Source organism: Nocardia sp. PLKS1-43, from assembly GCF_059510335.1.
In genome coordinates this window covers 153034-167352 of the sequence record NZ_JCAJZQ010000011.1, presented here as the reverse complement: position 1 = coordinate 167352, position 14319 = coordinate 153034, and the positions used below count along the sequence as shown (strand labels likewise).

General features: G+C 68.1%; 14 protein-coding genes. 8 read left to right on the top strand and 6 right to left on the bottom strand.

Features of this window, described 5'->3' with window-relative positions:
• The first annotated feature begins 90 nt into the window (after positions 1-90).
• Complete coding sequence (locus AC5WS7_RS30985) at positions 91-540, top strand: VOC family protein (RefSeq protein ID WP_495958137.1); 450 nt, start codon at positions 91-93, stop codon at positions 538-540.
• A 62-nt stretch (positions 541-602) separates the two neighbouring features.
• Here the strand turns inward: AC5WS7_RS30985 and AC5WS7_RS30980 are convergent, their stop codons facing one another.
• Positions 603-1109 (bottom strand): DUF2505 domain-containing protein, encoded by a 507-nt coding sequence (locus AC5WS7_RS30980; protein ID WP_495958136.1) that lies wholly within the window; start codon positions 1107-1109, stop codon positions 603-605.
• 40 nt (positions 1110-1149) lie between these two features.
• On the opposite strand from AC5WS7_RS30980, the gene AC5WS7_RS30975 reads away from it, so the two are divergent.
• The 4 genes from AC5WS7_RS30975 to AC5WS7_RS30960 all read left to right on the top strand — a co-directional run bounded on the left by AC5WS7_RS30975 (position 1150) and on the right by AC5WS7_RS30960 (position 7842).
• Complete coding sequence (locus AC5WS7_RS30975) at positions 1150-1626, top strand: DUF3592 domain-containing protein (protein ID WP_495958135.1); 477 nt, start codon at positions 1150-1152, stop codon at positions 1624-1626.
• 83 nt (positions 1627-1709) lie between these two features.
• Positions 1710-2852 carry a glycosyltransferase family 4 protein gene (locus AC5WS7_RS30970; protein ID WP_495958134.1) on the top strand — a complete coding sequence of 381 codons (1143 nt, stop codon included), beginning with the start codon at positions 1710-1712 and terminating at the stop codon, positions 2850-2852.
• A gap of 68 nt (positions 2853-2920) precedes the next feature.
• On the top strand, positions 2921-3625 hold the full coding sequence (locus AC5WS7_RS30965; RefSeq protein WP_495958133.1) for a demethylmenaquinone methyltransferase: 705 nt from the start codon (positions 2921-2923) through the stop codon (positions 3623-3625).
• A gap of 119 nt (positions 3626-3744) precedes the next feature.
• Positions 3745-7842, top strand: coding sequence for a bifunctional nitrate reductase/sulfite reductase flavoprotein subunit alpha (locus AC5WS7_RS30960; protein WP_495958132.1), 4098 nt, complete (start codon positions 3745-3747; stop codon positions 7840-7842).
• Between the two features lie 196 nt (positions 7843-8038).
• On the opposite strand, the gene AC5WS7_RS30955 is transcribed toward AC5WS7_RS30960, so the two are convergent.
• Entirely contained in the window at positions 8039-9073 is a 1035-nt protein-coding gene (locus AC5WS7_RS30955) for an aldo/keto reductase (protein WP_495958131.1), read from the bottom strand.
• A gap of 83 nt (positions 9074-9156) precedes the next feature.
• Between AC5WS7_RS30955 and AC5WS7_RS30950 the strand changes: the two genes are divergently transcribed.
• Positions 9157-9762 carry a TetR/AcrR family transcriptional regulator gene (locus AC5WS7_RS30950; RefSeq protein WP_495958130.1) on the top strand — a complete coding sequence of 202 codons (606 nt, stop codon included), beginning with the start codon at positions 9157-9159 and terminating at the stop codon, positions 9760-9762.
• Positions 9763-9974: 212 nt separating this feature from the next.
• Here the strand turns inward: AC5WS7_RS30950 and AC5WS7_RS30945 are convergent, their stop codons facing one another.
• On the bottom strand, positions 9975-10550 hold the full coding sequence (locus AC5WS7_RS30945; protein WP_495958129.1) for a TIGR03086 family metal-binding protein: 576 nt from the start codon (positions 10548-10550) through the stop codon (positions 9975-9977).
• Positions 10551-10710: 160 nt separating this feature from the next.
• Between AC5WS7_RS30945 and AC5WS7_RS30940 the strand changes: the two genes are divergently transcribed.
• Both AC5WS7_RS30940 and AC5WS7_RS30935 read left to right on the top strand, forming a co-directional pair.
• On the top strand, positions 10711-10944 hold the full coding sequence (locus AC5WS7_RS30940) for a DUF8836 family protein (RefSeq protein ID WP_067896564.1): 234 nt from the start codon (positions 10711-10713) through the stop codon (positions 10942-10944).
• Positions 10945-11097: 153 nt separating this feature from the next.
• Positions 11098-11307 carry an Rv3202a family protein gene (locus AC5WS7_RS30935; RefSeq protein ID WP_495958128.1) on the top strand — a complete coding sequence of 70 codons (210 nt, stop codon included), beginning with the start codon at positions 11098-11100 and terminating at the stop codon, positions 11305-11307.
• 11 nt (positions 11308-11318) lie between these two features.
• Here AC5WS7_RS30935 and menD read toward each other — a convergent pair whose 3' ends face one another.
• The 3 genes from menD to AC5WS7_RS30920 form a co-directional block, all read right to left on the bottom strand.
• On the bottom strand, positions 11319-12944 hold the full coding sequence (menD, locus tag AC5WS7_RS30930; protein ID WP_495958127.1) for a 2-succinyl-5-enolpyruvyl-6-hydroxy-3-cyclohexene-1-carboxylic-acid synthase: 1626 nt from the start codon (positions 12942-12944) through the stop codon (positions 11319-11321).
• Positions 12945-13054: 110 nt separating this feature from the next.
• The gene (locus AC5WS7_RS30925) at positions 13055-13501 is read right to left on the bottom strand and encodes a DUF6918 family protein (RefSeq protein ID WP_495958126.1); all 447 of its coding nucleotides are present in this window, start codon (positions 13499-13501) and stop codon (positions 13055-13057) included.
• Positions 13502-13587: 86 nt separating this feature from the next.
• Positions 13588-14244 carry a PaaI family thioesterase gene (locus tag AC5WS7_RS30920; RefSeq protein WP_495958125.1) on the bottom strand — a complete coding sequence of 219 codons (657 nt, stop codon included), beginning with the start codon at positions 14242-14244 and terminating at the stop codon, positions 13588-13590.
• Between the last annotated feature and the right edge of the window lie 75 nt (positions 14245-14319).

The window sequence follows — 14319 nt, the reverse complement described above, 5'->3', positions numbered from 1 at the left end:
GCGCCGAAAACCCGTCGGAGCGGAGCGGAGACCAAAGATAGAGCAATTTCGAAGAAGCGCTCAGCGGTTTCGCCCCAATAGCCTGAGGGCATGACAACCATTACCAATGTGTCTCTGGTCACTGTCCACGTCACCGATCAGACGGCGGCGAAGAACTGGTACATCGAGAAGCTGGGCTTCGTGGAGATGACCGATATCACCATGGGGGACAACGGGTTCCGCTGGGTTTCCATCGCGCATCCGGACCACCGGGAGCTGGAGATCACCCTGATGGTGCCGGGGCCGCCGCTGGCCGAGGACGTGGCGGAGGCGATTCGGCGGGCGCTTGCGAACGGCACGAACGGCGGGCTCGGGCTGCGGACCGACGACTGCCACAAGGCTTACGAGGAATTGACCGCCAAGGGGGTGGAATTCGTGCAGCCGCCGTCGGACCGGCCGTACGGTGTCGAGGCGATCATCCGCGACAATTCCGGAAACTGGCTGGTCCTGGTCGAACCGAAGGAGTTCGAGGGCGGCGATTTCGGGCCCGGAGCACAGTAGCGGGCCGCCCGGTCCCTTGCATGCGAGCTGCTCGAAATCTGCTCGCATGCAAGGTATTCAGCTCAGGCGCCGGCCTTGTCGGCGAACCACTTCTCGATGAACTTGCGTTCGCTCTCGACGACGCGGTGCTGCAACTGTTCGGCCAGCGGCTCGATCGCACCGCCGACCAGCGGCACCTTCACCGCGACCGTGCCCGCGACCACGATCTCCGAACCCGTTGCGGCGGGGCGCATCTCATAGGTTCCCGACATCTTGCTGGTGATGCCCTGCGACGTGCCGGTGAACACGCCCCGGGCGGTGTCACCGTCGAGCGGACCCCAGTTGTCGGTGCGCTCGACGACGAGATCGTTCTTGAGCACCTTGCGCACGAGCGCCGGAATCTTGTCCGGCCGCGCCTTTTCGGTCATGTGCACGCGGATGGTGCCGGGACCGTCGTCGTGGGACAGGTCGAGGGTGGCCGTGGTCGCGCCGTCGAAACGGTCCCGCCACAACTCGTCGCTGATGATCGCCCGGTGGAGCTCCTCGACCGGGACGCTGTATGACACGGTGAAGCTGAATTTTCGGGACATGGGCGCACACGCTATCGGAGCGATGCAATAGCCTGAAGCCGTGTCGGACAACAGTCAGCCCGCACATCGGCGTACGCGGCGTCTGCGACGGATTCGAATCGGTGTGCTCATCGCCGCGACAGCCATCAGCGCCCTCGCGGTACTGCTGGTCCTGGCGGCCTGGCGCGACGACCTGCTGATCAGCTCGAACAGGGGCGTGGCCAGCGCGGAGGTGCTCTCGGCCGGTCGATTGCGTTCCGCGGTGACGTTCGTCACCCCCGACGGCGTCACTCGCAATCCGCGGCTGGGTGTGCTGTACCCGACCAAGCTGACCGCCGGTGAGCGCATCAACGTCGAGTACAGCCGGGCCGATCCGGAACTCGTGCGGGTGGCCGGCCGCGACGCGCGGGTCGCGATCGTGCCCGCGTTGTCGGTGATCGTGGTGGTGTGGCTGATCGCGCTGCCGTCGTTGTGGCTGGTGCGCCGGTTCCGGCGGCGCGAACCGCGGCAGCGCGTCGAAGTCGCCCGATCGGCCTGACGACCGCAGATGTTCGCCGGAACTTCGCATACGTGTCACACGGTCTTGGCGGCGTGGCGTCGCCGATCGAACACACTCGGGGTGTGCGTGTAGCGATTGTCGCGGAGTCGTTCCTGCCGAATATGAACGGCGTCGTCAACTCCGTGCTGCAGGTGCTCGGGCATCTGGAGCGGCACGGCCACGACGCGCTGGTCATCGCCCCCGACACCCTGCGCGGACAGGCGCCCGCGCCGCGTTCGTACGGCCGGTTTCCGGTGGTACGGGTGCCCGCGGTGATGGTGCCGAAGATCAGTTCGCTGCCGGTCGGGCTGCCGCAGCCCGGAATCACCGCGGCGATCAGGGAATTCGACGCCGATATCGTGCATCTGGCCTCGCCGTTCCTACTCGGAGCGGGTGGCATGTCGGCAGCGCTGCGACTGGATCTGCCCGCGGTGGCGGTGTACCAGACCGATGTCGCAGGATTCGCACAGAGCTACGGGCTCGGCCCGGCCCGGCGGGCGGCGTGGGCGTGGACACGGCGCATCCACCAACGCGCCGCCCGCACTCTCGCTCCGTCCTCGGCGGCCGCGGAAGATCTTGCGCGGCATGGGATTCCGCGAGTTCACCGGTGGGCGCGCGGCGTGGACATCGCGCGCTTCACCCCCTCGGCGCGCTCGGCGCGGCTGCGCGAGGCGTGGTCGGCGCACGAGCGTCTGGTGGTGGGTTTCGTCGGGCGGCTCGCCCCGGAAAAGCATGTCGAACGCCTCGCCGTGCTGGACGGCGATCCGGAGATCCAACTGGTCATCGTGGGTGAGGGCCCGGAACGCAAACGCCTGGCCGAGCTGATGCCCTCGGCGATCTTCACCGGTGAACTGGGCGGTGACGAATTGGGCCGGGCCTACGCGAGCCTGGACGTGATGGTGCACGCCGGTGAGCACGAGACGTTCTGCCAGGGCGTGCAGGAGGCGCTGGCCAGTGGCCTGCCGGTCGTCGGACCCGATGCGGGCGGTCCGCGCGATCTGATCGCGCACTGCCGCAACGGCTATCTGCTGCCGGTGGACCGTTTCGGCGAACTGCTGCCCAGCGCCGTGGGAGCCCTGCAGGATCCGGCGCACCGCGCCCGATTCGCCGCCGCCGCGCGCAAATCCGTGCTGCACCGCACCTGGCCCGCGATCTGCACCGAGCTGATGGGGCATTACGCGGATGTGCTCGACACCACCACCGATCACATCTGCCGTAGCGCGTAACTTCGCTCCCGCCGGCGGAGATCCGGCCCGCCTCGGCCCCTCGCGCGGATCACGCTAGGGTCGCAGATGTGGCGAAAACTGACTCGTTCCGCGCCTCGCTGGACAAGGAACCGCACGAGGTCGCGTCGATGTTCGATGGGGTCGCGAAGCGGTACGACCTGACCAATACCGTGATCTCCGCGGGACAGGACAGGTATTGGCGCTGGGCGACCCGTCAGGCGCTGGCGCTGCGGCCCGGTGAGCGAGTGCTGGATCTGGCGGCCGGGACCGGGGTGTCCACCCTGGAGTTCGGCAAGTCCGGAGCCTGGTGCGTCGCGGCGGACTTCTCCCGGGGCATGTTGGACGCGGGCCGTTTCCGCAAGGTGCCGATGGTCGCCGCGGACGGCACCCGACTGCCGTTCGCCGACGATTCGTTCGACGCGGTCACCATTTCCTACGGGCTGCGCAACTTCTCCGAGCCGGATCTGGCGATGCGCGAGATGTTGCGCGTCACCAAACCGGGCGGACGCCTGGTGATCGCGGAGTTCTCCACCCCGGTGTTCGGTCCGTTCCGCACCTTGTACATGGAATATCTGATGAAGGCGCTGCCCCGGGTGGCCCGCGCGGTCAGCAGTAATCCGGACGCGTACGTCTACCTCGCCGAATCCATCCGCGCCTGGCCGAACCAGCGCCAACTCGCGCTGCGGATGGCCGACGCGGGTTGGTCCGCGGTCAAATGGCGCAACCTCACCGGCGGCATCGTCGCCCTGCATCGCGGCTACAACCTCGGTTGAATCCCGGCGGGGTGATCTCTCCACTCCTCACAAGATCGACTTCGGGCCGTGCGGACCTTTGTCACTCGCCGATAACGTGCGGTAAATCCGGCGCAATCGCCGGTGGCGATGATCGACTCATGTCCCCTTCTCCCTCCGACCGGACGAATGTCGACACCACGTGTTCGTACTGCGGCGTGGGGTGCGGGATCACGGTGGAGACCAGCGTGGACGAATCCGGCGCGCCCGTCATCGCGGCCGTGCGCGGTAACAAACTGCATCCGGTCAACGCCGGACGGCTGTGTACGAAGGGGGCCACCCACGCCGAGCTGATGCGCGCGCCGGGCCGGATGACCACCGCCCTGCGCCGCGCGGAGCGTGGGCACGAACCGGTCCCGATCGCCGTGGACGACGCGGTTCGCGAGGTCGCCGGGCGGCTGCGGGCCATTCTGGACACGCACGGCCCGGATGCCATCGCGCTCTACGTTTCGGGGCAGATGTCCCTGGAAGCGCAGTACCTGGCCACCAAACTGGCGAAAGGATATCTGCGGACCGTACACATCGAATCGAATTCGCGGCTGTGCATGGCCAGCGCGGGCACCGGTTACAAGCAGTCCCTCGGCGCGGACGGGCCGCCGGGCTCCTACGACGACATCGACCACGCCGATCTGTTCCTGGTGATCGGCGCGAATATGGCCGACTGCCATCCGATTCTGTATCTGCGTCTGGCCGACCGCCGCAAGAGCGCGGGCGCCAAACTCATCGTCGTCGATCCCCGTCGCACCGAAACCGCCCGCAACGCGGACCTTTTCCTGCAGATCACTCCCGGCACCGACCTCGCGCTGCTCAACGGCCTGCTGCATCTGCTGGTCGAAAATGATGCTGTGGACGCCGATTTCATCGCCGCGCACACCGAGGGATGGGAGGCGATGGGCGAATTCCTCGCCGACTATCCCCCGGACCGCGTCGTGGAGATCACCGGTCTCGCCGAGGAGGACATCCGCACCGCCGCACGGTGGATCGGCGAAGCGGGCGAATGGATGTCGCTGTGGACGATGGGCCTGAACCAGTCCACACACGGCACCTGGAATACCAACGCGCTGTGCAATCTGCATCTGGCCACCGGCGCGATCTGCCGCACCGGTAGCGGGCCGTTCTCGCTGACCGGGCAGCCGAATGCCATGGGCGGCAGGGAGATGGGCTACATGGGCCCCGGCCTGCCCGGACAGCGCAGTGTGCTGTCCGAGGCAGATCGCACGTTCGTCGAAACCGCCTGGCAGCTCGAGCCGGGAACGATTCGCACCGCATCCGGGCCGGGCACCATCGAGATGTTCCGGGAACTGGCCGATGGGAAGGTCCGCGCGTGCTGGATCATCTGCAGTAATCCCGTTGCGTCCGTGGCGAACCGGAAGACCGTCATCTCCGGGCTGGAAGCGGCCGAACTGGTCGTCACACAGGACGTCTACGCGGAGACGGCCACCAACGCCTATGCCGATGTGCTGCTGCCCGCGACGCTGTGGGCCGAGGCCGACGGCGTCATGGTGAATTCCGAGCGCGACGTCAGCCTGCTGCAGCGGTCGATCGATCCGGTCGGTGACGCGCGGCCGGATTGGTCGCTGATCGCGCAGGTGGCCACGGCGATGGGTTTCGCGGGGTTCGAATTCGATTCCAGTGCCGCGGTTTTCGAGGAGATCAAGCGATTCGCCAATCCCGCCACCGGATACGACCTGCGCGGGATCGATTACGAACGATTGCGTTCCGGGCCGATGCAGTGGCCGTGTCCGGATCCCGCGCAGCGCCGCAACCCGATTCGCTATCGCAACGACGGAGTGAGCCAGGATTTGTTCACCGACGAATCGGGGAATACTCCGGAGCTGGCCTTCGCCACGCCGAGCCGCCGCGCGGTGTTCTGGCCGCGGCCGCATATGGAACCGCGCGAAATGCCCGACGACGATTACCCTTTCGTGCTCAACACCGGGCGTCTGCCGCATCAGTGGCACACCATGACCAAGACCGGCAAGGTCGCCAAACTGACCAAGTTGAACGGCCAACCGTTCGTCGAGGTGCATCCCGAGGACGCCGGGCGATTGGGCGTGCGGCCGGAGGATCACCTCGAAATCACCTCTCGCCGTGGTCGTGCTGTGCTGCCGGTGCAGATCAGTGACCGGGTGCGGCCGGGCAACTGCTTCGCGCCGTTCCATTGGAACGACGAACAGGGCGAATACCTGACGGTGAACGCGGTCACCAACGACGCGGTGGACGATGCGTCGCTGCAACCGGAGTTCAAGGCGTGCGCGGTAGCCCTGCGCCGTATCGCTGCCGAGCCCGCCGCACCCGAGCGAACGCCGACGCTCGCCGCGCCCGCGGTCTCGGCGGGCGGGCATCCGCTGGCTCGCATGCTCGGCTTGGATACCACCGCCGCGCCGACGCTGAGCGATACCGAACGGATCTATCTGAGCGGATATCTCGCGGCACTGGATTCCCTTCCGGTACAGGGGCAGCCGGTGTTGCCCGAATCCGCACCGCTGGCTCGCAACAGCAGGCTGTGGATCGACGGATTGCTGGCGGGAATGTACTCGCGCGCCGCGGGCGGCGGCGCCGGCGAATCGGAACCGGCTGCGGCCCAGCCCGAACCGCACGCCGTCACCGTGTTGTGGGCTTCGCAGACCGGCACCGCCGAGGAGTTCGCCGCCGAGGCCGCCCAGCGGTTGACCGAATCCGGTTGTGCGCCCAGATTGCTGGAGATGAATGCCTGTGAGCCCGCCGACCTCACCGGTGACGTGCTGGTGATCACCAGCACGTTCGGCGACGGCGGACCTCCGGACAACGGTGCGGAGTTCTGGGATGCGCTGTCCGACAGCACCGCCCGGCTGAACCGATTGCGGTACGCGGTGTTCGCGATCGGCGATTCCTCCTATGACGATTTCTGCGGTCACGGCCGCAAGCTCGATGAATTGTTCGCGCGTTGCGGCGCCACCCGACTGCTCGCGCGGGTGGACAGCGAGCCCGATCACGCCGAACTCTCCGCGCAGTGGATCGAGAAGGTGGTCGGGGTGCTCGGCGCTCCCGCTCGCACCGAGACCGTTTCGACGCCCGCACCGAAGACGAGCCGGCCGGCGCCCGCCTTCACCCGCAGCGCGCCCACTCCGGCGGCCCTCGTCCGCAACGAACTCCTCTCCCGCCCCGGGTCGCCGAAAGAGGTGCGGCACTTCGGATTCGACCTGCGCGACCACGACGCCGCCTACGAGGTCGGCGATTCCCTCGGCGTCTGGCCCACCAACGACGAGTTATCGGTCGCGCAATGGCTCGACGCCACCGGACTGGACCCACGCCACGCGACCGAGATCGACGGCCGGGAAGTGCCGCTCGAACAGGCCCTGCGCACCCACTACGACATCACCCGGATCAGTGGCGACCTGCTGAATTTCGTCGCCGCACGCAATCCCAACCCGCAACTGGCCAAACTGCTGCGCCGCGACAACCGCACCGAACTCGACGGCTACCTGTGGGACCGGCAGGCCGTGGACGTGCTGCGCGACTTCCCGGTCCGCGCTCATCCGGTGGACTGGCTGGGCGTGCTGAAAAAGCTTCAGCCACGGCAGTATTCGATCTCGTCCAGCCCGCTGGTCGATCCGCACGAGGTGCAGCTGACCGTCGGGGTGGTGCGTTACGGCGATCCGGCCGCACCGCGCGGCGGCGTCTGTTCGACCTTCCTGGCCGACCGCGGCGCGGATGCGCAGATCCCCATTTTCCTGCAGCGCGCACCGCATTTCCGGCCGCCGCTGGACCCGAACACCCCGATGATCATGATCGGCCCCGGCACCGGTATCGCCCCCTTCCGCGGCTTCCTGCACGAACGCCGCGCGCTGGGTTGCCGCGGCCGCAACTGGCTGCTGTTCGGCGACCAGCACGCCGCGGACAACTTCTACTACCGCACCGAACTCGAGGACATGTTCCGTGACGGCTTCCTGACCCGGCTCGACCTGGCCTTCTCCCGTGATCAGCGAGAACGGATCTACGTCCAGCACCGCATGCTCGAGCACGGCGCGGAGCTGTGGTCCTGGCTCCAGTCCGGCGCGCACATCTACGTCTGCGGCGACGCCAGCCGCATGGCCCGCGACGTCGACCAGACCCTCCTCACCATCGCCCAGATCCACGGCAACCTGACCCCCGAGGCCGCCACCGCGTACAAGAAACAACTCACGACCGAGAAGCGCTACGTTCGCGACGTCTACTGAGCGGCGCGTACCGATCGGCGCCCCCGATTGCAACCGCACGGTGAAAGTACCTCGACACAACAGGTTTCGCACTACTCGACCGCGAAGCCGTCGAGCTTCGGCGGACGGACGGCGGCGGCAGGCCCTGGCGCACAACGAGATTCACTTCACCGGCGCTCGGCGCCCGAGCACGGAAACCTGGCGAATACCGCGCTGCCTACACGACGGGCGGGTTCAGACGGGCGAAGTCCGGCAGCCGGTAGTAGGGATAGTACGGGTACGGCGGGGTGCGCGAGCTGACCTTGTCCAGCCGGGCGATCTGATCGTCGTCGAGTCGCCAGCCGACCGCCCCCAGGTTCTGGCGCAGCTGCTCCTCGGTGCGCGCGCCGACGATCACGGTCGAGACGGTGGGCCGGGACAGCAACCAGTTCAACGCGATCTGCGGAACCGTGCGGCCGGTCTCGGCAGCCAGATCGTCGAGGACGTCGACCACCGCGTACAGCAGTTCGTCGTCCACGGGCGGACCGGCGCCGGCGGTCTTGTGCAGTCGGCTGGTGTCCGGAAGTGGTTGTCCGCGACGGATTTTCCCGGTCAACCGTCCCCAGCCCAGCGGACTCCACACGACCGCGCCGACACCCTGGTCCAGGCCCAGCGGCATCAGCTCCCACTCGTAATCGCGGCCGACCAGCGAGTAGTACACCTGGTGCGCGACATAGCGCGCCCGGCCGTGCCGATCCGCCGCCGCAAGGGATTTCATCAGCTGCCACCCGGCGAAATTGGAGGCGCCCAGGTAACGCACCTTGCCGCTGCGCACCAGATCGTCCAGTGCCGCGAGTACCTCCTCGACCGGCGTGCCCGCGTCGAAGGCGTGCAGCTGGAACAGGTCGATGTGGTCGGTGCCGAGACGACGCAATGCGCCCTCCACCGCGCCGATCAACCGGGACCGGCCGGAACCGGCCTCCTGCGCGCCAGGGCCGGTCGGCAGAGACGCCTTGGTGGACAGCAGCACTCGGTCCCGCCGGCCCCGGATCGCCTCGCCCAGAACTTGTTCCGACGCACCCTCGGAGTACACGTCCGCGGTGTCGAACATCGTGACACCCGCGTCGAGCGCGACGTCCACCATCCGGCGCGCCTGCCGGGCATCGGTGTCACCCCAGGCACCGAACAGCTCACCGCGACCACCGAAGGTGCCCGCACCGAAACTGAGCGCGGGAACCGTCAATCCGGAAGCGCCCAACCGCCGATACTCCATGTCCATCTCCTAACGGGACCTGAGTTTCATTAACATCGCCAACGCTACACTCGATTCGTGACTAATGGAACTGGAGAACCGTTATGAATCAGGACACCCCCGGCTCGGTGCGTCCGGGCGGCCGCACCGCCCGAGTCCGCGAATCGGTTCTGCGAGCGGCGGGCGATCTGCTGGCCGAGCACGGATTCGCCGGTCTGGACCCGGCCGAGGTCGCCGCCCGCGCGGGCGTCGGCAAGACCACCGTCTATCGGCGCTGGCGCACCCCCGCGGGCCTGGTCGCCGATCTACTCGCCGAGATGGCCGAAACCTCGCTCCCCCACGCCGACACCGGATCCCTGCGCGAGGATCTACTCGCCAACGCGCGCCTGGTCGCGCACACCCTCGACGACCCCCGCCAGGGAAGGCTGTTCGCCTCGCTCATCGCCGCCGCCACGGCCGACCCCGGTACCGCCGCGGCCCTGCGCCACTTCTACGACACCCGCCTCGCCGAATGGTCTCCCTGCATCGCCGCGGCGGTGTCCCGCGGAGAGATCCCTCCCGAAACCAACCCCCGCGCAGTACTTTCCGCGGTCTCCGCCCCGCTGTACTACCGCCTCCTGACCACCGGCGACCCCATCGACGACGCCGCCGCCACAACCGCCGCCGAAGCAGCAACCCTCGCCGCCCGCGCCGGACTGTTCATTCACTGACCGCGCTTCGGGCAGCTATCCAGCCGCGGACGGGAGCGCTCACAGCCGCGGCATGGCGGCTGCCTGCGCCCCGGATGTAGTCGTCACCGCGCCTCGGTGAGCGAGCCCGCTGCCTAACTCGATCTGCCCTGTGCGCCAACGCGTCACGAGTCTGCAGCGCGACGGGCCGACGACGTTGGCGCGGTCGGGTGCGAAGATCGGCCGGGCGGAGTTCAGTGCCAGGCCGGGTCGCGGCCGGTGAGTCCGATCACGCGGTCCAGCAGTGCGGCGTCCGGGGGGACGGGGACTCTGGGACCGAACAGGCCGGGGACGCCCTCGGGCGGAGTGTCGCCGAGCATTTCGAGCAGGATCACCAGGTCCTGCTCGGCGGGCGCGAAACCTTGTCCGGTGGCTCTGGCCAGATCCCAGCCGTGCACGATCAGCTCGTCCAAGGCGAAACGAGCCATCTGCGGCGCGGGAGCGGTGGCGCCGCCGACCTCGGTCTCGCCCTCCCAGGCAGCCGGTTCACGCCACGCCGCGACCAGCGCCTTCGACTGCGCCGGGACCCGGGAGCGCCAATCCTGCGGCAGAGTTTGCGGGGCGGCCTGTGAAGGCGGCACCGACGCGCCGACGCTCTCCTTCGTAGCTCCCTGCCGGAACCCCTCGGTGAATCCGAGCACGTGCTGCACCATCTCGCCGACCGTCATCGCGGTGGGCGTGCGGGCGCTGAGCTGATCGTCGTCGATACCGGCCACCACCTGCCCCAGCAGTGTCGCGGCATGCTCCAGATCGAACATCGGTGTGGTCATGGCTCTCCTCGCGTGCGTCGGCCCGGACGCACCGGGCCCTCGGCAATGCAGACGAACCGCCGGGGCCGATTTCATCGGTGCGGGCGTGAATGTGCGTGCAGCACCATCCCGCAACACACTCGTTAGCGCGGAAACCCCTGGTAGCGAGGAGAATTGGAGGATGAAGGGTGATCGCGTGGAGATCGTCGTCGATATCGGCGGCGGTTCTCGAAACTACGAGGTGGCCGCCACCCGGGCGGGTCGGCGGGTCGAGGTGCGGATCGCGCGCGGCGTGGTCGAGGTCAGCGAGGTGACACGCACCGGCGTGCCCGTGCGGACGGCGCGATTCATGGCCGGCCGCACGCTCGCACTGGTGGAATATCCGGCCGAGGCGGGACCGATGCCGGGCGAATGACGGGCCCGCGGAAATCCGTCCCGACCAGCGCTGAGGACGGCCCTGCGCGGACCACGCCGGATCGCCCGCTGGTTGCCAGCTTCTCCCGAACGGAGGATTCTCGTAGGTACCGCAATTGCGGGCGAACAGCCCACGACGGACAGGAGCACCCCGATGACCGATCACATCGCCGCCATCGACGACGTTCCCGAAGCCGATCTCGCCGAGCAGTCCGCCCCGGCATACCGCGAGGATGAGGAGTCCGCGCCCGAACTCCCTTCGACCGCAGCCGACCGCGAGGCCGCCGAGGCCGACGTCATCGAGCAGGCCCTGGAAGTGCCGCTCGACGACGACTACGTGGAGGAATCCGACAGCGAGTACTGACCGCGGCGGGCCTACCCGTCGATGCCCGAACGCACGGTCGCGTGCAACTCGCGCAGGCTCGACCGTTCGGTAGCCACCTCTAGCACCCGCATCCCGTGTGCGTGCCCGGTCAGCTCGACCGCGAGTTCGGCCGGGTCGACCTGGCGATGCGGGACGCGGTAGGCCGCGCACATGGCCGCCAGATCCATGCCGTGCGGCGTGCCGAAGACGCGCTCGAATACGCCCGCGTATTGCGGGTCGCCCTGTTCGAGGAGTTCGAAGATGCCACCGCCGTCATCGTTGGCGACCACGATGGTGAGGTCTTCCGGACGGGGCTCGCCGGGACCGATGAGCAGGCCCGAGGCATCGTGCAGGAAGGTCAGGTCGCCGATCAGGGCGATGGTGCGGCCGGGATGGCTCAGCGCCGCGCCGACCGCAGTCGACACCGTGCCGTCGATACCCGCGACGCCGCGATTGGACATCACCGTGATCCCGGGCCGCGGATGGGAGACCAGCGCCGCGTCCCGTACCGGATTCGACGCGCCCAGCAGGAGCTGATCACCCTCGCGCAGCCCGTCCATCACGACCGCGGCAACGTGCAGGCCCGTCGGCTTGGGGTGGCGGGCCAGCTCGTCGCGCACCACGCCGGCGGCCTTGGCGTTGAGCGTGCGGCAGCGTTCCAGCCATGCCGGATCGGGTGCGCCGCGGGTGATCGCGCGGGTCCCGGTGCCGATCACATTGCCGGACACGTCGGGCCAGCGCGGACCCGTGGTCAGCGCGAACACGTCGACCTCCGGATCGGCGAGCACCCGGGACACCTGCCGATGCAGGGTCGGCCGCCCGGTGATGATCGCCTGACGCGGCTTCAGCAGCGGCAACGCCAGCGGATGCAGAGCCGGGCCGTGCCGCGGGGCGGTCGGCTCGGCCACGGTCGGCAGATCGGCGAGTTCGGGGCGAAGGCCCGCGCCGTGCCCGGAGATGACCACGGTGTCCGGGGTCAGATCGAGTTCCAGCGGAACGTCGAGTGTCGCGTATTGCGTTGCGGTCCAAGCGGACCCGTCGGGGCGTCCGGGCGGGACGAGTTCGCCCGGCGCGAGATCGGGAACCAGCGGCTCCCGGAGCGGGATATCGAGCTGCACCGGACCGGCATTGCCCGAACGAGTGCCGCGCGCCGCGGCCAGAACCCGGCACACCGCCGCCCGCCAGACGCTGTTCTGCCGCCGATAGCCGTCCTCCTGCTCGGCCAGCCCCAGACTGTTCGACAACCGCACCTGCGAGCCGAACAGGCCGAACTGCTCGACGGTCTGATTGGCCCCGCTGCCCAGCATCTCGTAGGGACGGTTGGCGCTGAGCACGATCAGCGGCTGGCGCGCGTAATTGGCCTCCAATACGGCCGGGCCCAGATTGGCCACCGCGGTGCCCGAGGTCATCACCACCGGCACGGGACAGCCGCTGGCCACCGCCAGGCCGATCGCCAAGAATCCGGCGGTGCGTTCGTCGATGCGCATGTGCAGCCGCAGCCGGCCCGCGGCATCGGCTGCTTGCAGAGCGAAAGCCAGCGGCGCGTTGCGCGAGCCCGGACACAGCACGACGTCCCGCACGCCACCGCGCGCCAATTCGTCGACGACGACCTGGGCCTGCGCTGTCGAAGGATTCACACCACCACCCTGTCAGACTGTTCCCGGTCGTGGTGCGTGGACCCGCTCACAGCGGGCCAGGGGTGAGCCTTCGGGCCGCCGGGAAGCGGACACCGAAGGCTGTGCGCCGATCAGCCAGCGTGACGCTGAACCAGGTCGCCGACCCGCGGAAGCGCCTCGACGACATTCTTCTTGGCCGAGGACCGCAGCGAGGAGTAGACCTTCTGCAGCGCCGGACGCGAAGAGCTCTCGGCCCGCGCGTCGGTCACTGCCAGCAGTGCCTCGGCGACCTCGTCCTGCTTGGCGACGAGCAGATCGGCAAAGCTGCCGCCGCCGTTGTTCTGGAATTCGGCCCAGTACGGCTCGAGCTTCTCGACGAACTTGGGCACGAACGATTCCAGCGCATCCGAGACGATCGTCGGGCTGACCTTCTTCACCGCGGCGTATCCGCCCTTGACGGCGAGGCCCGAGGCGCCACCCTTATCCGACACCTCTGCGTCCAGCACCTCTTTGGCGTCGGCCAGGAATGCCGGACGCTTGGCGTCGTCGAGCAGGGATTCAGACAGTGCTGCAACCACTTTCAGGTTCCTCCGGATTGATTTTCGATGAGCGAGCGCACGCAACTATACGCACCGGACGATCCAGGCACACTGTCCTGCACCAACTATGGCTGCCAGGGCAGCAATTGCACCATCAGCCCTTCACATTCCGCGAGCAAGTTATCGGATTCGTCACGCAGCCGCGCGCTGACGAAACTCTTGCGTCCCTCGGCCCGATCGATCGTTCCCTCGACCGTCAGCGGAGTGTGCAGCGGCGTGACCTTGCGGTAGTTGACGTGCAGAAACGCCGTGCGGCTGATCGGCCGCCCGGCGTAGTGCACGAGCGAGCCGAACAGATCGTCGAACAGCAGCGGCAGGACGCCGCCGTGCACGGCGCTGTTGCCGCCGAGGTGGTAGCGACGAAATTCGCCGCGCATCGACACGCCGGTCGGGCCCGCCTCGACGATCTGCCACGGCGGCATGAGCAGACTTCCCCGCCCTGGCAAAGTGCTCACCCGTCCGGCCGGGCCGACGGTCTCCGGCGCGCGATACGGCTCGAGCAGATCGTTGAGCCGGCGCACTCGCTCGAGCGCCTCGCCGAACACCTCGTCCGGGCAGTCCACCGAGACCGCGAGATCCTGCAGCGTACGCATGGCGTCCACGAACGGCGCGAAGTTCGGGCCCGGCTCGGCCTCGGCGACCTTGGGAAATCCGCCGTGCTCGGCGTAACGATCCGGATCGATCGCACTCCTGTCGATCAACGGCTCGGTGCGTTCACTCATATCTGCACGGTAGCTCGCATTCTTACACCGTCCAATCGAACTGGCCGGTAGGTGATCCATCAGACAGACGGCTGA

Excerpts from the sequence above, each read along its gene's own strand:
- AC5WS7_RS30985 (WP_495958137.1), top strand. The coding sequence starts at position 91 with ATGACAACCATTACCAATGTGTCTCTGGTCACTGTCCACGTCACCGAT.
- AC5WS7_RS30980 (WP_495958136.1), bottom strand. The coding sequence starts at position 1,109 with ATGTCCCGAAAATTCAGCTTCACCGTGTCATACAGCGTCCCGGTCGAG.
- AC5WS7_RS30960 (WP_495958132.1), top strand. The coding sequence starts at position 3,745 with ATGTCCCCTTCTCCCTCCGACCGGACGAATGTCGACACCACGTGTTCG.
- AC5WS7_RS30920 (WP_495958125.1), bottom strand. The coding sequence starts at position 14,244 with ATGAGTGAACGCACCGAGCCGTTGATCGACAGGAGTGCGATCGATCCG.
- AC5WS7_RS30940 (WP_067896564.1), top strand. The coding sequence starts at position 10,711 with ATGAAGGGTGATCGCGTGGAGATCGTCGTCGATATCGGCGGCGGTTCT.
- AC5WS7_RS30935 (WP_495958128.1), top strand. The coding sequence starts at position 11,098 with ATGACCGATCACATCGCCGCCATCGACGACGTTCCCGAAGCCGATCTC.
- AC5WS7_RS30950 (WP_495958130.1), top strand. The coding sequence starts at position 9,157 with ATGAATCAGGACACCCCCGGCTCGGTGCGTCCGGGCGGCCGCACCGCC.
- AC5WS7_RS30955 (WP_495958131.1), bottom strand. The coding sequence starts at position 9,073 with ATGGAGTATCGGCGGTTGGGCGCTTCCGGATTGACGGTTCCCGCGCTC.
- AC5WS7_RS30945 (WP_495958129.1), bottom strand. The coding sequence starts at position 10,550 with ATGACCACACCGATGTTCGATCTGGAGCATGCCGCGACACTGCTGGGG.